Source organism: Streptomyces sp. cg40, assembly GCF_050320165.1.
Classification (GTDB): Bacteria; Actinomycetota; Actinomycetes; order Streptomycetales; family Streptomycetaceae; genus Streptomyces; species Streptomyces hokutonensis.
This window is the reverse complement of record NZ_CP190128.1, coordinates 9,586,520-9,607,977: the sequence shown is the minus strand read 5'-3', so window position 1 is coordinate 9,607,977 and position 21,458 is coordinate 9,586,520. Positions and strand designations below refer to the sequence as shown.

Annotated in this window: 21 protein-coding genes; 2 read left to right on the top strand and 19 right to left on the bottom strand. The window is 71.8% G+C overall.

The window, feature by feature from the left end; translation table 11 throughout:
• Positions 1-9 precede the first annotated feature (9 nt).
• Positions 10-516 (top strand): carbohydrate binding domain-containing protein, encoded by a 507-nt coding sequence (locus ACQHII_RS43360; RefSeq protein ID WP_427925534.1) that lies wholly within the window; start codon positions 10-12, stop codon positions 514-516.
• A 9-nt stretch (positions 517-525) separates the two neighbouring features.
• Positions 526-1,746 (top strand): metallophosphoesterase, encoded by a 1,221-nt coding sequence (locus ACQHII_RS43355; RefSeq protein ID WP_427924415.1) that lies wholly within the window; start codon positions 526-528, stop codon positions 1,744-1,746.
• A gap of 197 nt (positions 1,747-1,943) precedes the next feature.
• Here ACQHII_RS43355 and ACQHII_RS43350 read toward each other — a convergent pair whose 3' ends face one another.
• From ACQHII_RS43350 to ACQHII_RS43260, 19 genes are all read right to left on the bottom strand, one after another.
• Positions 1,944-2,219, bottom strand: a complete 276-nt coding sequence (locus tag ACQHII_RS43350) for a hypothetical protein (RefSeq protein ID WP_427924414.1) — start codon at positions 2,217-2,219, stop codon at positions 1,944-1,946.
• 41 nt (positions 2,220-2,260) lie between these two features.
• Positions 2,261-3,232 (bottom strand): glycoside hydrolase family 25 protein, encoded by a 972-nt coding sequence (locus ACQHII_RS43345; protein WP_427924413.1) that lies wholly within the window; start codon positions 3,230-3,232, stop codon positions 2,261-2,263.
• Positions 3,233-3,436: 204 nt separating this feature from the next.
• Positions 3,437-4,219, bottom strand: a complete 783-nt coding sequence (locus tag ACQHII_RS43340) for an AfsR/SARP family transcriptional regulator (RefSeq protein WP_427924412.1) — start codon at positions 4,217-4,219, stop codon at positions 3,437-3,439.
• 240 nt (positions 4,220-4,459) lie between these two features.
• Positions 4,460-6,217: a hypothetical protein gene (locus tag ACQHII_RS43335; protein ID WP_427924411.1), complete on the bottom strand. Its 1,758-nt coding sequence runs from the start codon at positions 6,215-6,217 to the stop codon at positions 4,460-4,462.
• A gap of 6 nt (positions 6,218-6,223) precedes the next feature.
• Positions 6,224-8,365: a hypothetical protein gene (locus tag ACQHII_RS43330; protein WP_427924410.1), complete on the bottom strand. Its 2,142-nt coding sequence runs from the start codon at positions 8,363-8,365 to the stop codon at positions 6,224-6,226.
• A gap of 9 nt (positions 8,366-8,374) precedes the next feature.
• Positions 8,375-9,010, bottom strand: a complete 636-nt coding sequence (locus tag ACQHII_RS43325) for a hypothetical protein (RefSeq protein ID WP_427924409.1) — start codon at positions 9,008-9,010, stop codon at positions 8,375-8,377.
• A 16-nt stretch (positions 9,011-9,026) separates the two neighbouring features.
• Positions 9,027-9,671, bottom strand: a complete 645-nt coding sequence (locus ACQHII_RS43320; protein ID WP_427924408.1) for a hypothetical protein — start codon at positions 9,669-9,671, stop codon at positions 9,027-9,029.
• An 8-nt stretch (positions 9,672-9,679) separates the two neighbouring features.
• Complete coding sequence (locus ACQHII_RS43315; RefSeq protein ID WP_427924407.1) at positions 9,680-10,291, bottom strand: hypothetical protein; 612 nt, start codon at positions 10,289-10,291, stop codon at positions 9,680-9,682.
• Entirely contained in the window at positions 10,284-13,700 is a 3,417-nt protein-coding gene (locus ACQHII_RS43310) for a LamG-like jellyroll fold domain-containing protein (RefSeq protein WP_427924406.1), read from the bottom strand. The genes ACQHII_RS43315 and ACQHII_RS43310 overlap by 8 nt, the downstream gene beginning before the upstream one ends.
• The gene (locus tag ACQHII_RS43305; protein ID WP_427924405.1) at positions 13,697-15,010 is read right to left on the bottom strand and encodes a baseplate J/gp47 family protein; all 1,314 of its coding nucleotides are present in this window, start codon (positions 15,008-15,010) and stop codon (positions 13,697-13,699) included. Before ACQHII_RS43305 ends, ACQHII_RS43310 begins: the two co-directional genes overlap by 4 nt.
• Entirely contained in the window at positions 15,007-15,456 is a 450-nt protein-coding gene (locus tag ACQHII_RS43300) for a hypothetical protein (RefSeq protein ID WP_427924404.1), read from the bottom strand. Before ACQHII_RS43300 ends, ACQHII_RS43305 begins: the two co-directional genes overlap by 4 nt.
• Positions 15,453-15,767, bottom strand: coding sequence for a hypothetical protein (locus tag ACQHII_RS43295; protein ID WP_427924403.1), 315 nt, complete (start codon positions 15,765-15,767; stop codon positions 15,453-15,455). The genes ACQHII_RS43300 and ACQHII_RS43295 overlap by 4 nt, the downstream gene beginning before the upstream one ends.
• Positions 15,767-17,410 carry a hypothetical protein gene (locus ACQHII_RS43290; RefSeq protein ID WP_427924402.1) on the bottom strand — a complete coding sequence of 548 codons (1,644 nt, stop codon included), beginning with the start codon at positions 17,408-17,410 and terminating at the stop codon, positions 15,767-15,769. Before ACQHII_RS43290 ends, ACQHII_RS43295 begins: the two co-directional genes overlap by 1 nt.
• Positions 17,411-17,444: 34 nt before the next feature.
• Positions 17,445-17,813: a hypothetical protein gene (locus ACQHII_RS43285; RefSeq protein ID WP_427924401.1), complete on the bottom strand. Its 369-nt coding sequence runs from the start codon at positions 17,811-17,813 to the stop codon at positions 17,445-17,447.
• Positions 17,814-17,867: 54 nt separating this feature from the next.
• Positions 17,868-18,377: a phage baseplate protein gene (locus tag ACQHII_RS43280; protein WP_427924400.1), complete on the bottom strand. Its 510-nt coding sequence runs from the start codon at positions 18,375-18,377 to the stop codon at positions 17,868-17,870.
• Between the two features lie 47 nt (positions 18,378-18,424).
• Positions 18,425-18,718 (bottom strand): hypothetical protein, encoded by a 294-nt coding sequence (locus tag ACQHII_RS43275; protein ID WP_427924399.1) that lies wholly within the window; start codon positions 18,716-18,718, stop codon positions 18,425-18,427.
• A 3-nt stretch (positions 18,719-18,721) separates the two neighbouring features.
• The gene (locus ACQHII_RS43270) at positions 18,722-19,114 is read right to left on the bottom strand and encodes a hypothetical protein (RefSeq protein ID WP_427924398.1); all 393 of its coding nucleotides are present in this window, start codon (positions 19,112-19,114) and stop codon (positions 18,722-18,724) included.
• A gap of 69 nt (positions 19,115-19,183) precedes the next feature.
• On the bottom strand, positions 19,184-20,350 hold the full coding sequence (locus tag ACQHII_RS43265; RefSeq protein WP_427924397.1) for a hypothetical protein: 1,167 nt from the start codon (positions 20,348-20,350) through the stop codon (positions 19,184-19,186).
• Between the two features lie 109 nt (positions 20,351-20,459).
• Positions 20,460-21,287 carry a hypothetical protein gene (locus ACQHII_RS43260; RefSeq protein WP_427924396.1) on the bottom strand — a complete coding sequence of 276 codons (828 nt, stop codon included), beginning with the start codon at positions 21,285-21,287 and terminating at the stop codon, positions 20,460-20,462.
• Positions 21,288-21,458 lie beyond the last annotated feature (171 nt).

The following is a 21,458-nucleotide window of genomic DNA, read 5'->3' as shown; positions in this document are numbered from 1 at the left end:
TGCTCCCTCCTGATCCCCGGCTCCAGCGCGGCCACCGCCCCGGTCGCACCCTCGCCGAGCGCGTCGACCGCCCCGACGTCCGCCGCCCCCAGTGCGGTCGGGACTTCCGACATGCTCACCAACCCAGGCTTCGAGTCGGGTGCCGTCTCACCGTGGAACTGCACCGGCACCCCGGGCTCGATCGTCTCCTCCCCCGTCCACTCGGGCTCGAAAGCCCTTAAGGGGACGGTGAGTTCGAGCGACACCGCGCAGTGCGACCAGACCGTCGCCGTACGGCCGGACACCACCTACTCGCTCAGCGGCTGGGTCCGCGGGTCCTACGTCTACCTGGGCGTGAACGGCGGAACGTCCACCTGGACCGACTCCCCCGCCGGCTACAGCCTCCTGACCGTCTCCTTCACCACGGGCCCGTCCCAGACCAGCGCGACGATCTACGTCCACGGCTGGTACGCGCAGGGCGACTACCACGCCGACGACATCACCCTGGGCGTGTCCGGTGGCGGTGGCCCTACCTAAAGTGGACGAGTGACCGACACCAGCGACACCCTCCCCGCCGACAGCGAGGCGCACGCCCCACGGCGGAGCCCCCTGCTCCGCCTGATGCGCTACCTCCCACTGATCGCCCCGGTCCTGCTGTGGGCGGTGCCGTGCGGGGTGCTCCTGTACACCGGCCAGCACTGGCCGCTGCCCGTCACGCTGACCGGCACCGCCCTGTTCGTCCTCGGTCTGGTCGGGATGCCGCTGGCGATGGGGCGCGGCCACGGCCGGCGCCAGCAGGACCGGGCGGCGATCGTCGGTGACACCCTCCTCGGCGGCAGTTGGATCCTGTTCACCTGGTCCGTCCTGCTCGGCGTCCTGCTGCGGCTCGCCCTGACCGTGGCCGGCGTCGGCGACAGCCAGGACCGGGCCCGCATCGTCGCCTGGGCCGTCCTCGGCACCACCGCCGTACTGCTCGGCTGGGGATACGCCGAGGCCCGCCGCGTGCCCCGCGTGCGCACCCTCGACGTCCGACTCCCCCGGCTGGGCGCCGGGTTGGACGGCACCCGCGTCGCCCTCATCACCGACACCCACTACGGCCCGCTCGACCGCGCCCGCTGGTCGGAGCGGGTGTGCGAGACCGTGAACACGCTGGAGGCCGACCTGGTCTGCCACACCGGCGACATCGCGGACGGGACCGCCGAACGCCGCCGCGCGCAGGCCGTCCCGCTCGGCACCGTGCGAGCCACCAAGGCCCGGGTCTACGTCACCGGCAACCACGAGTACTACAGCGAGGCGCAGGGCTGGGTCGACCTGATGGGAGAGCTGGGCTGGGAGCCGCTGCGCAACCGCCATGTGCTGCTCGAACGCGACGGCGACACCCTGGTGGTCGCCGGGGTGGACGACGTCACCGCCGAGTCCTCCGGCCTGGCGGGCCACCGCGCCCACCTCGAAGGAGCCCTGGACGGCGCCGACCCCGACCTGCCGGTCCTGCTCCTGGCGCACCAGCCCAAGTTCGTCGACCGGGCGGCGGCCGCGGGCATCGACCTCCAGCTCTCCGGGCACACCCACGGCGGCCAGATCTGGCCCTTCCACCACCTGGTCCGCCTGGACCAGCCCGCCCTGGCGGGCCTCAGCCGCCACGGCACGCGCACGCTGCTCTACACCAGCCGAGGCACCGGTTTCTGGGGCCCGCCGTTCCGCGTCTTCGCCCCCAGCGAGATCACCCTGCTCGTGCTCCGCTCGCCGCAAGCGACCGCCACGCCGTAGGCCCCGTCGGCGCACTCTCCCCCGCGGCTTCAACGCCGACGGGGGCGGTTCGGGTGCGGACAGCGACGCCCGGTCGTACCCCGCCTCACCTCGCCGAACCGCGAGCCCGGTCCAGGACCGGCGATGTCGTGCGCAGCACCCGCCACGATGACCTCACGCACCCGCGCCGTGTCCGGCAGGGCGGGGACGCCGGCGCGTTACGCGGTGCCCGCGGTGGCCGGGCCCGGGTAGTCCGGCGGAGTCGCCCAGCCCAGCAGGATGCCGGCGACGGTCGCGAGCGGGCGGTTGTGGATTTTCGCCGCGAGGGCCTCCAGGAGGCGGAACACGGTGTAGTAGGCGCCGGTCAGGACGGCGGTGACGACGCCGGCCACGGAGGACGAGTCGAAGGTGACGCCGATGTGGACCAGGAGGGTCAGCAGGAGTCCGGCGACTATCGGTACGACCGTGCGCATGAAGCTGACGAAGAGGTTCACTGGGAGTTCTGCCTTTCTGTGGCTCGAGGTCCCCGGTGCCGTCAAGGCGCGGTGTCGAGGTGGACGACGACCTTGCCCACGGCCGTCTCGATGGCCGCGGTGATGGACGAGACCAGGGCGCCAGGGTCGATGGTCTTGTCGAACTTCGCGATGGCGGCGGCGAGTTGGGTGATGGCCGCGCTCTGCGCCGCCTCGGTCGCCTGGACGGCCCGCAGGCGCGAGTTGGTGTCCCTGACGTAGGACTGGAGGGCCCAGAACTTGTTCGTCTTCGCGTCGGGGAGGTCGGCGGGGGCGCTTATCAACCCGTCCATGGTCAGGACCGCCTTCGCGGAGGCGGCGGCGATCTTGTCGATTTCCTGGGTGGTGAGCGGCATGTCGGTCTCCGTTCCGGCGGCCCATGTGCGCAACGCGGACTCGCTCAGGTAGCAGATGGATCGGTCGAGCGGGGTCGAGGTGAACTGCCAGAACAGCGGCGTACGGCCGGCCGGGGCGGGCCGCGCGTGTGCCTCCGCCTGTGCGTAGGTCGCGGCACCGGACCAGGGGTAGGCCGGGTACCACAGCGGAGCGTCGGCAGGAGCGTGGCCGGCGGTCAGATCGCTGCCCGAGGTGTAGACGCCGACGCGCTGGCCGGGGAACGCGGCCTGGACCGCTTTGATCCACGCCTTGGCGTAGGACAGGATCCCGGCCGCGGAGACGCCCGCGTAGTTGGCTCCGTCGGACCGGCGTTCCAGGTCGAGCCAGTGCACGAAGCCGGGCCGGGCGTGGGGTTTCACGGCGGCCACGTAGTTGGCCGCCTCGGCGGTGGCGCTCTGGTTCGGCCAGCCGAAGTGGTAGGCGCCGGGGACGAGTCCGGCGCCGATGACGCCGGTGATGTGCTGGGCGAAGCGGGTGTCGTGGGTGTGCTCGCCCTCGCTGGCCTTGGCGAAGGCGAAGACGACGCCCTCGGCCTTGCGGGCGGTCCAGTTCTGGGCCGTCTGGTAGACGGAGACGTCGACGCCACGGCATGTGGCCATGTCGGCATTCCCCCTTCGGGTCGTCGTACGGCGTGAGTGGTGGTGGAGGGGTTCGGCGGCAGTCCGCCGTCGCGCCCGGCGCCCGTCGGTGCATCACGGACTTCTGCGGTTCGTGCGCTTTCGCTCGTCGTGGGAACGATGGCAGGCACCCCGTGACCGGGACGTCACCGCCGTATCAACACGACGCCGCCGGGCCGGGCCCGGTCATTCCGGGCGGTCGTGCCGCTCGGGTGTCGCGGCCGAGGGCGACGAGGTCCGGGCGGAGCCTTGGGCGCGGTACGGGATCATGCCGGCGAGGCGTGCCGAGGGTTCGATGCCCAGCTCCGCTCGGAGCAGCCGCCGGAACGCCTCGTAGTGCCGGATCGCCTCCACGACATTGCTCTCGGCCAGATGCACGGACACCACCGCGCAGTGGGCGCTCTCGCGGAGGGGTTCGATCGCGACGCAGGTGAGGGCGGCCTCCAGCGCGAGTGCGTGGCAACCGCGCCGGGTGTGCCGGGCGCTCAGCGACTCGAGTGCGTGCAGGCGGAGTTGCCGCAGTCGCTCCCGCTCGGACCAGATCCACTCCTCGTCCCAGCCGGGGAGCAGTTCGCCTCGCGCCAACAGGCCGAGCGGAGGCAGCGCGTCGCCCTGATCGTGTGCGGAGCCGGTGAGGCGCAGGGCGGCCCGGGTGAAGTCGTCGACGTCGACGGACACGCCGTCCGCGAGGTACAGGGTGTCGCCGTCGCTGCCGACCGCCGGGTACCGCACCCGGCGCAGCCGCCAGAGCGTCGTCCGCAGGCTGCCCTGCGCGTGTTCCTCGGAGACGTCGGGCCACAGGGTTCCGGCGACCACTGATCGGGGCGCGCGTTGGTGCAGCCCGAGATAGGCCAGCAGCCGCTGCTCGTTCGCCGGGACGGCGATGCCGCCCTCCGCGCCCTCCAGCCTGAACGCGCCGAACAGACGCAGTCTGGCGAGCGCCGGGGCCTGCTGTGCCGGTGCGTGCACAGCAGGTCTCTGTTCTGTCGGCACCTGTTCTGTCGAGTCGTGTCTTCGTGGTTCCGCGGTCAGTTCGTTCCCAGCCATCGCCGTCCCCGTTTCCCCGTGTGGCGACCGCCGGTTGAGCCGCCCCCGTGTACTCGGGCCGCCGTTCGCGCGGGCCCGAGGTGACCAGACTGAGGAGGCCGGACGGGGTCTGTCATATGCCGTTCCGCTCATCGGACCGGAGGTACTCGCCCACCCTCGCGGTCAGGGGCTCGGCGGCACATTGGGGTACGGCAGGGTGAGGAGGTCGCCGGGCAGGAGTCCCAGGTCGTAGAAGAGTTCACGGTGGATGACCCAGGCGATGGTGTTCCGTGTGGCCTGGTCGAGGAGCGGGATCCGGTCGACCGCCGTGAGCATCTCGGCATACAGCTGCCCGGCGCTCACCCGGGTGTCGCCGGCCCGGCGCCGCGCGATCGCCCAGTTCTTCCAGTGCTGGTCGAACGCCGTGTGGACCCACGTGGGGAGCAGCACGGTGAGGGCGTTCCCGCGGCTGTAGCCGGGTACGTCACGCAGGAAGGAGGTCGGGCCGGCGTGCGCCGACTGGACCTGCGCGCCCGACACGCCGTAGGCGCCCCGGACCGCCGAAGCGTCCGCGTGCCGCTGTACCGCGAGATCCGCCGTGCCGGGCGCGCCCTGTGCCCCGGTCAGTCCCGCCGCCCGGGCGTCGGCTACGGCCGCTGCCGGGCCGGTGCCGCTCGGAGCCGCCGCCGGCAGGCCGGCCAGTTCGTCGCTGATCCGCGCGAACACGTCCTCGGTGGTGAGGGTGGGCTCCGACAGGTCGAACCGGCGTGCGGCGGCGGGCGCGGTCGGCGACGGCGCCTGGGCGGCGGGTGCGGTCGGCGACGGCGCCTGGGCGGCGGGTGCGGTCGGCGACGGCGCCTGGGCGGCGGGTGCGGTCGGCCCCTGGGCGGTGGGTGCGGGTTCCGGTGACGCCGGGCGCGGCCCCTGGGGGCGGGACGGCGCGGTCGGCGACGGGCTTGTCGTTTCGGCGGGCGCGGGTGCGGACGCCGCCACTCTGGTCGCGGGCAGCGCCGTGTCCGTGCCGACCATCGCCCGGTCCATGCCGACCCGCACCGCCCATGCCCGCGCCCACGCGGAGAAGCCGCCCGGGGCGGACGGTGCCCCCGGCGGGGGCGGGGGTGCTTCGGCTGCGGCGGGGAGCCGGGGCGAGGTGGGAATCTCCGCGGATGCGGATGCGGGTGCGGGTGCTCGGCCGCCGGCCGTCGGGAAGGATGCCGCCAGCGCGGCGAAGGTGAGCGGCCCCAGCCAGGTCCCTACGGTCCTCTGGGCCCGCGCGTACTCGATGGCCGTCTCGTTCACCCGCGCGAACGTGACCGGCCTGCCGTGCAACTGCTCGGCGTTGAGCCAGCGAAGGACCTCCGGCATCGCGGACACCATGAAGGTGCAGGAGTCCCGGTCGTTGGCGGCGGCTTCGTACGCGGGCCCGAGCGCGTCCCGTCGTCCGTTCTCGAACCGGTCCAGGTTGCGGACGAAAGCGGGGGGATTCCTGCGCCAGATGTCTTCCTTGATCTTCTCCGCGAGCTCGTGGGCACGGTTGTGACGGTCCGTCCAGTACGCGATCCAGATGTCGTACATCTCGCGGGCCGTCAGGGTGTTGTGCGGGTTCGTCGGGTCGCGCGGCGCCGGACGGGGGCCGGGGACAGGCGCCGGAGACGGCGAGGCGACCGGTATGCCGAACTTGGCGCCGTTGCTGTCGTAGCTCGGTATTGCGTAACTGTCGCGGCTGGGTCCGGAGACTCGTTCACGCGCCTGCGGACGGGGGCTCGCCGGCGGTGCCGCCGTCTTCCCCGGCGCGGCGTCGCCCACCGCGCCGCGGATCGCGGCCAGGACCGTCTCGCGCAGCCGCTGTCCGTCCTGGGCCGAGAGGCCGTCCGGCACCCCGACGTCGGTGGGCAGGTGGTAGCGCCGGCGCGTCCCCGCCTCGGTGTGGTGGTTCGCCACGCTGGTTCAGCTCCTCGTCCAGAAGATCCGCGCCCGCCAGGTGCTCCCCGCACGCCGGTGCGGACCGAGGTCCTGGCCGGTGACGTCCTCGAAGATCATCCCTTTGTCCGGTCCGCCGTATTCCATACGGCTGTCAAGGGCGTACGGCGTGTCCGTCCCGAATCCGCTGATCCAGCGGCGCTGGACCTCCAGGCCCGGCACCGCGAGCAGCGAGTCGTACGGTGTGCCGTTGATGTCCCACATCTCGACGGGCTCGTGCCCGGCGGGAGGGACGTAGAGCAGCCGGCCCATGCCGTGGAGCTCCACGTCCTCGGCGCGTCCGCTCGACAGGGCGTAGATCTGCGGGCGGTACGTTCCGCCGCGGTGCGGGCCCTGGTCCGGCCTTCCCCTCCGGCCGGGTGGCTGGACGGAGAAGTAGTACTCCTTGAAGTGGAAGCCCTTCGTGGGCTGGTTCTCTTTCCGGCCCTCCCTCACGTACCACGGTTCGTTCGAGCGCGAGGGCGCCAGGTTCGGGGACATCGAGGCCTGGGTGGTGGCCGTGGGCGGCGGTTTCTCCGGGTCGTAGGGAGCCTCGCCGTTCACGTACATCTCCCTGAAGAGGACCACCTGGCCGGTGTCGCCGATCCCTGTCGCGTGGGCCGCGATGTCGAACTGGTCGGGTATCTCGTAGACCACGGTCACGCCGACGCTGTTCCCCCGGGCCAGGGCGGGGGCGATCTCATGGGCGAACAGTTCCTCGTACCTGTCCCGTGCCTTCTGTACCTCGGCGCCCCTGAGGCTGCCGAGCTGGAGCGAGAGGAGCAGGGTGGCCGCGCCTTCGGCAGCGCTCTTCAGCTCCAGGTTCGCGGGGCTGTGAACGGGTTCGATCGGGGCTCCCCCCGTCTCGGTCGTCACGTCGGACCGCGCCTCGGGCCTTGCCCCGGCCGTCACTTCGGGTCTCGCCTCGGACCTGGCCTCGGGTCTCACCTCCGGCCTGACTTCGGGCTTGACCTCCGGTCTCACTTCGGGCCTGGCCTCGGCGGGGCTCGCCTCGGGCCGTGCTTCGTTCACTGCCCGGGATTTCGGCCCGGCCGTCGCAACCGGCTTGCTCTTGGGGGCGGACTCGCGCGGTATCCGGATCGGGTCGGGGACCACACTGACGCTGAACCGGGGCTTCGTGGTGCCGTCCCTCGCGGTGACGGTGACCACGCTCGCGCAGTCGGCGCAGAGGCGCCGGGAGACGGCCATGCCGTGCAGGGTCGCGTTGTAGTCCCGCGCGAACTCGATCATCAGCTGCTCGGCGTCGTTGGGTGCGCCGACCGCTCCCCGGCCTTCCACATCGGTGTCGTACCTCCACCGGTGGAGGTCCAGTTTCGCCGCGGCCTCGGACACTTTCCTGCTCCCGCGGTTGCCGGCGATCGTGTAGACCAGCCACGGACCGCCGTCGTGGGTCACCATGCCGATGGCGATGGTGGAGTTCCGCTTCAGCTTGATTCGCTCCTGAGTGCCGATCAACTCGTAGAACTGGCGCAGTTTGTTCTCCAGGAAGGCCAGGGCCTCCGGATGCAGTGTGCCGGTGTCCACCGGAGTCGGGCCGCTCGGCACCGCGTGGGCATGCTCGACCGGCGCCGGCGTTGTCGTCGACGGACTGTGCGGGGCCGACGGTGCGGCCGCCTCGGTGGACGCGGTGGAGGATGCCGCCACCCTCGGCGCGGGCACCGCCTCGTCCACCCCGGACATCGCCCGGTCCAGGCCGAGGCGGACCGCCCATGCCCGGGTCCATGCCGAGACGCCGCTCGACGGGGAAGGACGAACCGCCGTGGTCTCGGCGGCGGGCGTGGCCACGGGCTCGACAGCCGCGGGCTCGGTCGGTTCCGCCCCCGCCGGTGCCGGCGCGCCGGGTCCGACGGGGATCGCGACCGGTTTGCCGTCGTCACCGAAGGACGGGACGGCGTACCCCTCGGTGCCCTGCCGGTCCGTGTCGTACGGCTCCTTCACCTCGGCCGACGTGCCGCAGTCCCGGCCGTGGCGGTCGGCCAGCAGGCGTTCGGCCTCCCTCAGGCGGGCCGTGACCGCGCGGGTCAAGGCCCGGCCCGCTGCCTCCAGTTGGTCGTCGGTGGGCACCCCGACGATCCGGAGGGTGATGGGGACGTGGCACTCGATCCGCATGGCGCCGGCTCAGCTCGCGACGTAGGCGAGCTGGACGGTCGCGAGGCTCGTCGCGACGACGACCTGGATGGCCGATGCCGTGGCCACGACGCAGTAGCGGTACGTCTGGGGGTCCACGGCGGCGAACGCGGCATCGACGGGCACGGTGACGTCGTACGGGTTGGTGATGGCGGACGTCGCGGTGCCGATCTCGGCCAACGTGTCGGGAGCGGCGCTCGCATTGGCCAGCGGGGTCCTGATCAGGGCGATGCTGAAGGTGGCCGGAACGCCGTACCAGAGGCCGACGGCGCGGAACGAGACCAGTCTGATGTCCGCCGGCAGGCTGAGGCCCATCACCGCGACGCTGTCGGGGCCGGTGACGGACGGGTACGCCGCTCCGGTCTCGTCGTAGAGCCATCCGTCGCCCGACCCCGGCAGCGACACGAGGTCGAGGCCCGGGGTGAGGAGCTGCTGGCCGGTCGGCACGCCGACGGGCTGGGCGAGCGCGGTGTCGATCTCGGTGACCACGGCGGCGGCCTGGTGGAGGTCGTTCGTGATCGCGTCGAACCGTACGTTGAAGCCGTTCGGGCCGTCGGCGGTGATGCGGCTGACGTTGTCGATCCAGTCGGTGGGCTTGAACGTGGGTGTGTAGCTGAGGTCGGACACAGGTGTCCCTTCCCGGTCAGGACGGCGGGGCGAAGGTGAGGTGGACGGCCTCGATCGACATGCTGCCGAAGAGGACGGTCTCGAAGGTCGCCGTGAGGACGTAGCGGAAGACGCTGGTGTCGATCAGGGCGCGTGGCGCCGAGACCGGTATCTGGAGGTCGAAGGGCCCCACCGACGAGAAGTTGTCGTTGACCGCGAGCGGTTCGGGGGCCGGGGGCGGGACGACGAGCCGGAGCGGCGTGCGCGCCAGCGAGATGGCTCCGCCGACGCCGTGGGAGGAGCCTCTCTGCATGTCGCCCACCACCCGCACCGACGTCAGCCGGAGCCCGTGGGGCAGGGTGAGGTTGGCCACCCCGGTCATGGCGAGGGAGTTGGCGTGGGCCACGCCGTTCGCGTCGTAGCTCCACGCGCCCCCCGACAGCAGTCCGGTGGGGCGCAGGGTCGGCGTGAAGCTGAGTCGCTGTGGTTGCGGGGGCGGTGCGGCGTTCGACGCGTCGATCGCCGCACCGATGTCGGTGACAGTGGTGGACAGTTGGCCCAGGTCGCTCGCGATCGCGTTGAAGCGGACGTTGAACCCGTTCGGGCCGGCCGCCTCCACCCGGTCCTTGCGGTCCTCCCAGGCGACATGGTGGAACGTCGGGGTGTAGCTGATGTCGGCCACGATGACTCCTAGCTGCTCGTGTAGGCGATCTGGAAGGCGGCGAGAGTCACCGATGTGCCGGAATTGATGACGGAGGCCTGGACGATGTACCGGTACGTCGCGGTCTGGGTCACGGCCAGCGACGGATCGACGTCCGCGGAACTGTCGAACGGGTCCGTGGCGCCGCTGATCCCCGCCAGCACCTCCGGAGTGCCGCCGGGGATCTTGACCCGGGACAGGAGGACGGCCAGACCCACCACGTTGACGCCGACCTGGCCCATGACCCGGAACGAGGTCAGGCGGACGTTGTCGGGGAGAGCCACCTCCATCAGGCCGTACGCGTCCTCGTCCTGCCCGAACTGGGCCGCGCCGCTGGGGGTGATCCGCCAGGGGAGGGTGCCCCCGGCGGCACCTTGCAGCATCGGCGCCAGGGTGAGCACATGGTCGGCCGGCCCGGTGCCGCGCCGGTCCACGGCGGCGTCGATCTGGCCGACGACGGTGGACAGTTGACGCAGATCGCTCTCGATGGCGCCGAACCGGGCGTTGAAACCGTTCGGTTCGGCGGCCCTGACCCGGTCGCCGTCGGGGCCGTCGACGAACTCCTGGTGGACGAAGGTGGGTTGGAACACGATGTCAGCCATCGGCGGGCCTCCTCGCTCGGGGCGGCAGCGGGCCGCGGGCACGGAACCTCGGGTACGTGTAGTCCGGGTTGGCCTGCGAGAGGTCACCCTGGAGTTCGACGACGTGGGCGCGGACCGCGGCGGTGTTGACCTCCACGCCGACGGGATGCAGCACGTTGAGGATGTTCATGATCAGGTCGTGCTGGTCCTTGGTGACGACCGTCGTCGGGGTGTCCGCCTCCGGCCGCAGCCGGACCTGGAAGGTGTACGGGACCGGCTGCCCGCCTATCGGGTAGCTCGCCTGCACCCAGGCGGTACCGGCCGCGTCGGCGCGCAGGGTGACGGTCTGCTGGGTGCTGGACGCCACGGTGATCGCTGCGTCGTCGTCGTAGGTCCCCGACGCCCAGCCCAGGCGCGGTCCCTCGCCGGGAAACTGGCCGATGAGACCGGCGGCGGCGAGGGCAGCCGGTGACGGGGTCGCGGTGAGGTCCATGGTGGTGCCCTCGTCGAGTTCGATGACGGCGCCCTGTTCGACGCCGGCCGGCCCGCGCACGGCGACGAGTTGCCCCGGGGCCTGGCGCACCTCCAACTCCGCGCCGCGGCGCAGGAGATACCCGAATCCGACCGCGAACGCGGCCCCGGCCAGCGCGCCCGCGTCCAGGGAGCTGTGCCGCAGGACGAGCCGACGTCCTTCGGCGGCGGCCGGGTCGGGAGGGTCACCGGTGGCGTCGGAGGCGGCCGTCACCGTGAGCCGCCCCGCGACCGCCCTGCGGGCCAGCTCGGCGAGCAGGGCGTCCAGGAGTTCGGCGACGGCGAGTTGCATGAGATGGGCGGCGTCGCTGCCGTAGTCGACCCGGGGGTCGTCGTGGCGGACCAGGAACGCCCGGTCGAAGTAGGTTCCCGGGCGCTCCACGCTCGACGCGCGCACGCCGCGTGTTCCGTCCGCGGCGACGGTGGCGCCGTCGTCCAGTCCGGCCACCCCGATCCGCAGGGTGCGGGTCGCCGACGCCGAGACGGTGTGCCGGCCCCTGGCCACGTCGGCCTTGACGATCAACTGCCCTGGAGCGGTGGCCGTCAGGGCCGCGGTCCGATGCCGGGACCCGGCCCCGCTCTCCGGCACGAGCGTGCCCCGGCCGGAACCACCGGGCACGACAAGCCAGTTGAGGAAGGCGTCCGCCGGAGGCGCGGGGCGGAGGGACAGGGTTACGGGGGTGCTCGGGTCCAGGTCGATCGGGTTCGGGGTGGCCGGGGCGAGGGCTACCGGGGCAACGAGGGCCGGGGCAGGGCCGGTTGGAGTGACGGCACCTGGGGTGGCAGCGGCTGGAGCACCGGCGATCGGGGCAGCGTCCGCCTGGCCGACTGCGTTCGGGGCAACGGCGGTCGGAGTGACATCACCCGAAGCGGCGACAGCCGGGGCGGCGTCTGTCAGGGCGGCGTCTGTCGGGGCGCCGGTGATCGATGCCGCGTCCCTCGGGTCAACGGCGTTAGACGGCCGGGCAGTTGAGGTGACGGTGATCGGCGTGACGTCGATCCTGAAGTAGTCGCCGAGGGCGATCGCCGCGTAGGTCTGCCCGGTGGCGGCACGGTGGGCGACGTAGTCGAAGCCCGCCCGGTGGGCCAGTGCCGCGAGTCGAGCCGGTGGCACCGAGCTGTGGCCGAGGAGCACCGCCCGGCCCGTTGCCCGGAGGTCGCCCGCCTGGGGGTCGTAGGCGGCGGCGACCAGCAGACGGCCGGGCGGTGCGGTCTCGGCGCCGGCCAGGGTGACCAGCCGGTCGAGACACTCGGCCACCCCGACCTGCACCAGGTGCGGGTCGGCCGGGGCCTGCGCCGGGGTGAAGTCGACCCCGGCGTGGTCGTAGCGGAGCAGGTAGGCCGGGTCGAACGTGTCCTCCTGGGCGGCGGTGCCGACGGCGCTCGCCTCGGTCGTGCGGCGGCGTCCGGTCGCGTCGATGCTCTCGCCGGGCAGCAGGGTGTGGGGGCGGATGTGCACGAGCCGGGTGCCGCGGACCAGGGTGGCGTTCGTGTCGTCGACCACCAGGGCGTCGCGGTGTCCGCCGATCGGTCCGGCGAGCCGGTTGAGGAGGGCGGTGAGGTTCGCCGGGGTCGGCAGGGTCCAGCGGCGGAACAGTTCGAGCCGGCTGCGGTAGTGGTCGTCGTCCTCGCCGAGAGCGGGGGCGAAGCCGGTCCTCGCCGTGGAACTGATCCGTACCTCGTCGACGACTCCGCGGAAGCCGCCGCCGGCCGCGCCGATGCGCAGCGGGGCCGGGCCGGTCACCGCGCCGAGCGGGTACAGGAAGCGCCAGTCGCGCAGCCGCCCGTCGAGGTACAGCCCCACCTTGCCGCTGGTGCGGTCGAGGACCGCCGCCACATGGGTGAAGGCGTCGGTCGGCAGGGTGGTGTCCGCGAACAGGGTCACGTCGTGGTCCGGGTCGCCGTCGCCGATCGTGAACCGTACGTTGCGCGCGAGTCCGCGCCCGAAGTCACCGACGGCGAACTCCCAGCCAGGGCCGGGCTGTTCGGGGTCCGCACGACGGCTGAGCACCGGACCGTCGGAGGCGGGGGCCGGGTCGGGGCGGACGAAGCACTCGAAGGTCGCGTCGTCCCGCTCGCCGATGTCGAACGCGACGTCTGTGGCGACCACGATCGCCGCGTCGGCCGACCGGAAGCCCGTCGCCCGGCCGTACCGCCCGGGAAGGCCGAGCTGCACCTGGCCCTGGAGCGCACCGTGATGCGCGGTCCGGCCCGGGTACGCGGCGGTCGTGTCCGCCACCTGCGGGGTGGCCCCGGCGTCGTCGTCGAGGTGGTAGAGCGCCACGGTGTCGGTGTCGAAGCCGTAGGGCAGCGCGGGGAAGCGCGGTACGCCGAGGTCGGCGCCGATCAGGTCGAGGCTCAGGCCCAGGGCGGACGGCAGGTGCCGTTGGGCGAGTGTGGTGGCCGCGTGGCGACGCAGCTGGTCGCGTTCGGCGCCGGTCACCCAGAGCAGTTTGGCCGTGGTGCCGAGCAGTGCGGTCAACGTCCAGCAGTCCTGGGGGCGGTTGTCGAACGGTGTCGGCACCGTGGTGAGCAGGATCAGCCGGGCGGTCGCGGTCACCGGTTGTTCCAGCAGGAACGAGGTTCCCGTCACCGTCCCGGCCGGCACGGTCAGTTGACGGTCCGCGCTCGGTGCGCCCGGCTCCTCGTACGTGATCGTCACCGTGGTGTCGACGTCGATGTCCCGGGTGGTGGTCAGCACATAGCGCGGCTCGGGCGGTACGCCGAAGCGGGCCTCGTGGTCGGCGAAGTCGTAATCCGCTATCGCGGCCTGGGAACTGCCGAAGGGCAGCAGACGCAGGTCGAGCGTGTCCGCGCCCCGGGCGAACGGTGTGGTCAGCCGGCGGGCCATCGTGGTGACGGCGAGCACGGGTGCCGGTGTGACGGCTTCGGTGGTCATCCGGTCACCACCGTCACGTCGAAGGCGTCGCCGTCGACGACGAAGGTCGCCAGTTCGGTCGGGCCCATGACCAGGTTCTCGCCCACCGCGCCCTCCGCGAGCACGCGTTGGAACGGCACGTCGCCGAAGGTGATCCGGCCGAACGCGGCCGGTGCCCTGCGCAGGTGCAGCCCCTGGACGTCGAGCACGCCCGGCTGTTCGACGAAGGCGCTGACCACCTGCGCGTACAGGACGTCGCCGCCCAGGCGCAGCGCCGCGATGTCGGTGGCCAGACGGCGGCGCACCGAGGAGAGCAGGGCGACGCCGTCCGAGCCGGGCGCGATCACGAGGGTCGCCCGGACCCCGACCTCGATGTGGTCGGCCTCGACGATGTTCGCGTGGATGCCGATCGGCCGTACCGCGTCGACCGCCGCGCTCACCCGCTCGAAGACGCCGGGCACGGGCCCGGTGGTGTGCCAGGGCCAGCGGAAGTCGTGCGCGACCACGACGGTGAAGAAGTACGGCTGTCCGACGCGGCGTTCGCTGCTGAAGGCCCGTTGGTCGAAGTTGAACAGGTCGAAGTAGCTCTGCGACACGTCGACTCCGCCGAGCGGGTCGGACAGCACGACGTCGAGGACGCCGCCGACGCCCAGGGCGGCCTGTGCCACGGCCTCGACGGTCCAGAGGTTGCGGGCGATGCCGAGGAGCCGGCCGCGGTAGGTCCCGTCGGACTCGTCCTTGGTGCCGCCGGTGGTCGCGGCCGGGTTGGTCACCGTGAAGTCCGCGGGCCCGAAGTCGGCGAGGTAGATCGACCGGTACGTCGGGTCGATGCCGGTGATGGTGTCGGCGTCCACGTCGCCGTCCGGTCCCGGCTCGAACGCCACCACGCCGACGTCGGCGGTGGCGTTCCTGCTGTCGAGCACGACCGGTGCCACGGTGCCGAACGCCCGGACCGGGTCGGTGGTCACCAGGACGGCGCCCTGGGGCAGGACGTAACTCCGGCCCTCCACCCCGTCGTCGAGGGTGACGGTGACCGTGCCGGTGCTGGCCAGGGGCGCGCGTTCCAGGCCGGTGTCCTCGCCGAGCAGGTCGAGGGTCGCGCCGGTCGCCGTGGACACGAAGTTGCCGTAGTACAGGTCCTCCAGGCGTTTCCACAGTTCGCCGTCCTCGGCGGCGGCCGTCTCCAGGATCTTGCGCAGCGCGCTGGTACTGGTCAGGTCCGCTCCGGGGAACGCCGCCCTGGCCCGGTCGAAGGACTCGCTGAGTATCACGTCGACGGGCTTGAGCACGAACCCGTCGGCAGTCACCCCGTAGTCGGTCACGGTCGTCATACCTCCACGTTCACGCGCAGCGTGAGGGGAACCTCGGCCACCGTGTCCAGGTCGGCCTCGACCGTCCAGGCGCGGCGGATCTGCGCGGCGCGCGCCTGGGCCGCGGCGCCGGGCCCTGCGGCCAGTCGTTCGGGATCGTCGTCGAAGGTCACCTGCCTGACCTCGCTGACGCGCGGGTCCGTGCCCAGCGTGCCGACGAGGTTCAGCTTCAGGAGTTGCTTGACGACGCGGGTGCCGTTCGGCTCGGTGAACGCCTGGGTGACGTCGAGGCCGTAACCCGTGTTGAAGCGGTCGGAGCCGAAGGGCGTCAGGACCCGCAGGGTCAGTGCCTGGGTGAGGTTGGCGATGCCGCTCACCTCGGCCAGGTCCCCGGCGTCGAGTACGAGGTCCCCGTCGTCCACGCGCAGGCCGTGCCCGAACGGGTCCGGGGAGGTCGGCGATGTCATGTTGCCTCCAATTTCGTCTGGCCGGCCGAGACGACCTGCCAGGGCGACGCCGTCAGGGTCGATCCCTGTGCGGTCTCCAGCGCCACCGGATCGGTGCCGACGAGGAGCGTCGTGGCGAGGCCGGCGTCGACGGAGACGACCTTGCCGCAGGGGGGTTTGTTCGGGCAGGCGGGTACGGTCGCGGTGAGCAGGTCGGCGCGGGTGAGGACGGGTTGGCCGTCCACGGTGAGCAGGTGTCCGCCGGGCACGATCAACAGCGGTGCGCCGTGCGGGCATTGCAGCGTGGACGCGGCGGTGAGGACGGCGGCCATCACGACACCGCCACGGCGGAACCGTCGAGGTCCAGGCTGACCGTGCCGTTGGTGAGCTTGATCGGCTGGTTTTCGGTGCTGATGGTGACCGCGCCGTCGGCGTCGACGGTGATGGTCGTACCGCTGTGGTGCTGGATGGTGATGGTGTCGTCGGCCGGCGGTTTCGGGCGGGTGCCCACCTCGGGCAGGACGTCCTTGCCGACCGCGATGTGCAGGCCGGTCGTCTGGATGACCCGCCGGCCGCCCGCGTCGGTGAGGTCGTTGGCGCCGGGGCCGGTGGGCCGGCCGTCGTCGCCGAGTGCGGTGGGCAGCGCGAGCCAGTAGTCGCCGGGTTCGTTGGCCGGGCGCCGGGTCGCCGGGTTGTCCGGCCAGAGGAACCCGGCCAGTACGGCGTCGTTGACGGCTCCCCGGTTGTGGGCGAGCAGGGCGCGCATGCCGGGGTACACCGGCACGACCAGGCCCGTGCGGTCGAACGCGAACACCGAGGCGATCGGCTTCTCGTGCATGCTCGCGCCGGTGTCGACCGGGCTGGCCACACTGGGCGCGACCACTCCGGGGTCGGGGACCTGGGCGTAGTGCAGGGACGCCAGGTGCTTGCCGGCGCCGGCGGCGTACTCGGTGACCTCGCCGACGTCGATCGCCGGACGGTTGTCGTGGGCCCGGTCCACCATGCCCTGCCAGCGGTCCGCCACCACCTGTACGCCGGTGGTGATCTGGGCCCGCTCGCCGGCGCCGGCCGCGATCAGGCCGAGTTCGGTGGTGTATCCGCCGGCGGTGGTGAACCGGTGCACCACCCGCGACAGCCGCAGCGTGCCGTCGGGCACCCCGGACAGTCCGCTGATCTCCGCGACCTGGCCGACGCGCAACCCCGGATGTCCGAGCACGGCCAGGTTCACGGTGGCCCGCACCGGCGGCGACAACTCTCCCGCGGTGTCCTCCCCGTAGGAACTGTCCAGCCACACGATGTTGGTGTCGGGGTCGAGCGCCACCGGTGCCCTGTCGTTCGCCGCGCCGACCGAGGCACCGAAGTAGACCGTGCCGTCGCGGATCACCAGCGGCGCGTCGCCCCGCTCGGCCAGGGCACGCAGCGCGTCCAGCGTGGACCGGCTGCGTACCGTGAAGCCGCTCAGGTCTCCTGGCAGCGTCGATCCCGCCGCCACCGGTATGTCCAGCTTCCCGGCCAGTTCACGGGCGAGCAGTTCCGCGGTCGTCGCGGCGGGGCTGCCGACGGCGGCCGACGTGTTGCGCAACAGGTAGCCGGCCTTCTCCTGGCCGTGCAGCACCGTACGCGCGTAACCGTCCTGGCCGACGTTGCCGGAGACCCGGGTGACCCGTCCCTTCAGCACGAGGCCGCCGTCGCCCGTCCTGGTGGACAGGTCGTCGAAGTAGCCGAGCCGGATCGCGACGTCGACCGGCGTCCGCGCCTGGACCGCTCGGATCAGGCCGACCACGTCGGTCGGCAGGTTGATCAGCGTGACTTCGAACGTGTCGGCGGCGGCACCCTCCGTCATCGCGACGGTGATGTCCGCGTCGAGCACGAAGGAACCGGTCAGCACGTCGTTGGACACGACCACCGGCAGTCCGGGCCCGCTGGGTGCCAACGGCGCCGAAATCTCCACCTGGTAGCGGATGACGAAGCTCATGTCGTCACCTCCCGGCGGGAGTTCGCCCGTCGGTTCATCGCAGGGCCACCCCTCCGACGACCCGGGAGCCGAACGAGCCGGCTCCGTTGAGGTTGCGCGGGTCCAGCAGCATCGTGGGGAACGTCAGGGCCAGTTCGGCCGCGTGGTACTCCACCCCGGGCGCCAGCTTGCGCCGCAGGACGGTGGTCGGGCCGGCCGGTTCCTCGCGGTCGACCGACAGCACGAGGAACGCGCCCTTGGCCGGCAGCTCGAGCAACTCGCCCGACCCGCCGTCGAGAAGGTCCTCCGCCACATTGGCGTAGAGCCGGAACTGGTACGAGCGGCCGGCCAGGGACAGCCGGAACGCCTGCGGGAACCCCTCGGCAGGGTCGATCGGCAGGGCGAGATAGTTCAGGGCCGCCATATCCTGCCTCCTTGGTCATGACGGGGTTCGTCGCGGACTCACGGCGTCGTGGACTCACAACAGGCCACCCGGGAAACGGGCGATGGGACTCGCCGGCGGCCCGGTGGGTACGGCCGCGGTGCCGACGGCGAGGACGAGGTCGCCGATCTCGCCGAGTACCGCGGCGGTGAGGGCGGGCGGGATCTGCTGGAGCGTGATCGACACGTCCAGCGCGTCCCGTTTGGCCACCCCCTGGGTGAAGCGCAGATCGGTGACCTGCATGTTCAGGCTGATGGTCAGGCCCGACACCACCGGGATGCCGGCCGCGGACTCCCCCCGGGCCATCGCGGCGACCAGCAGACGTGAGGTGAGCGCGAGTGCCTCCAGGGCCTTCTTCTGCTCCTGCCGCTGCGGACCGAGCAGGACGGCCTCGATCGCGATCGTCCTGTTCGTGGGCTGGGTGGCCTGGGAGAACCGGCTGCCCATGATCCGCTCGATGCGGTAGCCCTCGTTGACGGTCATGCTCTGCACGTACAGCAGCTGCACAGGGCCCACCAGCACCGGCAGGTTCACCGCACCAGCCATCTCGTTCCTCCCCCTTCACTTGCGTCGGGTCCGGGTGGTCACAACTGTCAGATCCGGGTGGCCAGTTCGCGGTCGAGCTGGTCGAAGACGTAGCCGGCCACCCGCTGGATCTCGGTGTCCGGCAGGGTCCCCACGACCTCCACCTGGACCGGGAAGTAGTAATGGATCACCCCGGACTCGCCCTCCGGCGAGATCAGCGCCTCGCTGCCGGCCTGCGGGACGATGTACTCGCCCTCGTGCACCAGCGCGATCCCGGTGCGTTCCACCCGGCCGCCGGCCGCGAACCCCGGTACGGAGAACGTGTCCTGACCGCCCGCGCTGTCGTCCGGGTCGCCGTCCACGGGTTACGCCTCGACCCCGACGGACAGGGCGAGGCAGGTGAAGCTCGCCTGCGGGACGCCGTCGATCACCACGTTGCTGGGGTTCGCCGACGTGACGACGCAGCGGGCGAACTTCATCGAGTCGAACGCCCAGTCCGTGCCCTTCTTCTCGGCCACGATGATCTGGAACTCCGTTCCCTCCGTGGCCAGTTGGGTCAGGTCGGCGACCGCCGTGGCGACCGCGGGCACGCCCATCGTGAACGTGAACGTCGCGGGCTGGCGGACGAACCCGACGTTGTCCGCCTCGATGCTGTGCAGCACCGTGTGCGGCGCGTTGAAGGTCGGGGTGAACGTCGAGATGGGGGTGATCGTGGAGTCCCCGAGTTTCACTTCGAGACGGGTGTTCCAGTCGGCCATCAGGTGTGCCTTCCTATTCGGGCTTGGCTACTCGGGCTTGGCTGCTCGGACTTCGTTGCTCGGGCTTCGCTAGTCGAACTTCAGGTCGATGGAGATCCGGTGCACGGCGCCCGCGTACTCGACGGCAGCCAGCACCTGCACGAGGCGTTGCACCTCGGCGGTGTGGATCCTGTTGGCCTCGTCGGGGGTGAGCGTGGCGGGGTCCTTGTCCAGGAGCACGAGGACGGGGACGACGATCTCGAAGCTGTTGAGGACGCCGGCGTCGACGAAGGGACTGAGCACCGCCTCCATCTGCGCGATCAGGGCACGCAGCCCGGACCTGCTGATCCGCACGTTCCCGATCGAGCCGATGAGCTGTGCCTTGAGCAGGAAGGACACGTGGTCGACGAAGCGGCAGACGTCGATGTACTTTTTGGGGCTGCCGGGGTCGCCGGTGTAGCCCTCGCCCATGTAGACGCCGTTGCCGGGGATGAGCGCCGGACTGGTCAGCCAGTTGACACCGGCTCCCGTCGGGCCCGATCCGGAGACCTCCGCCGGTCCGTTCAAGGTGTCGATGTCGGTGGGGTTGAACGGCGGGCTGTCGATGTTCACCGGCTTGAGCAGCAGCGACACGAAGGGTTCGTAGCCCGCGATGGTGCCGGTCACGGCCACCGCCGCGTCCTCTTCGCTGTTGTGCGCGATGTAGACCATCCGCTCGTTGGGCAGGATCACCTTCGGGTCGGTGCTGCCCTTGGGCAGCATCGCGACACCCATCCGTTCCATCCCGTCGGCACCCGTGTTGGACACGGAGGTGACGTGGGCGGAGAGCAGGCCTATCGGTCCGTCGGGGGTCTTCGAGGTGGCGTCGATCGGGGTGTTGGCGAGCACGACGAGCTGGACGTTCAGGCCGGCGACGGCCGAGAGCGCGCCCTTCCAGTCCGGCGCGGTGGCGTCGACGGGGACGCCGTAGACGAGCGTCGGGCCGGGGCTCTGTCTGAACACCAGCGTGAGTGCCTTGCCGAGTTCTCCCGGGAAGGTCTCCTCCGCCTTGTCCGGGCTGGTGAACGCCACCGGCGTGGGCGGTACGACCGCTGCCGCCTCCGCTGCGGCCGACTTCTTGGCCGAGGCCGACGCGGACGCGGGCGGGGCGGGGGCCGGGGTGGTCACGCGGCCCACGATCGCGATCGTGCCGAACGCGCGGACGGCCGGTGCGAACAGGTTGACGGTCGGGTCAACCCGGATATACCGAACGGGCATCAGGGTTCTCCTCCATGGCGGGGCCGGTCAGGCCGGATCGGTGGCAGGTACGGTGAGCCGGGTCCCGGGCCGGTCGGCCCGCTCCTCGGTTGCTGTCATGCCGGCTTCCTCACGGGGCCGGCAGGAAGAGGCTGACGACGCCTTCGGCGGCACAGAGCCGTTCGACGTCCGCCGCGGCGAGCCCGTCGGGCAGGCCGTCGGCGGCGATGACGAGGGCCGTCGCGTAGGCCTCGGCGGCCTCGGCCGGGAGCCCGGCGGGAACCGGGCCGGTCAGGGGCCGGGCCGCCTCCCGTACGAGCCGGGTGGCGCGCAGCCCGCCGGCGAGGTCGAACGGGTCGACGACCACGGCCGCCAGGGTGACCGGCAGGGTGTGCGTGTTCGCCGGGTCGTCGGGGTCGAAGGGGGGCGGTGTGCGCAGCTGTATCTCGGCGACCACGTAGTGGAAGGCGTCCTTCAGTTCCTCCACCGTGCCGATTCCGTGCTCGGCGAGGAAGGCGTCGAGATCGAAGAAGGTGAACCTCGCCCGGAACTCGTCGAAGGTGGCGAAGTCGTCAAACGCCCGGGCCACCACCGATTCCGCGCCGGCCGGGTCGATCTCGGCGACCAGGGTGACGTCGATGGTGGCGCGCAGGTCGATCCAGACCGGCCGGGTGGGCTCGCGCACGGTCAGGGTCAGTTCAGTGCGGGTGTAGGACGGTACGAGTTGCGACCAGACCCCGTCCTGGCGGCCGGTCGGGAACAGCGGCCGTTGCAGGGCGATCTCCCGCACCCGTGCGTCGGTGATGGTGTCGAGCCGGACGGCCGACAGGTCGTAGACCGAGGCCAGCATCGTGCGGATCCGCTGGTCACCCGAAGCGTCGGTGGGCGACAGCAACGCCCCCAGAGCCACAGGGTCACTCAGCGCGAGCAGCGCCCGGTCTCCGAATGCCGACATCATTCCCCCGCTGATAGTCCGGTCCCGGCGGGCCGTCCAGGCCCGTCCGGCGATGGCTACGTTGGCAGGGGGGCCGTTACGGAGGCGTCACCGCGGCGTCAGCGAAAGGAGCGAAGCTCGCACTCTTTCGGTCAGCACCCCCTCCCCCACGGCTTCAGCGCCGGCGGCGGCGAC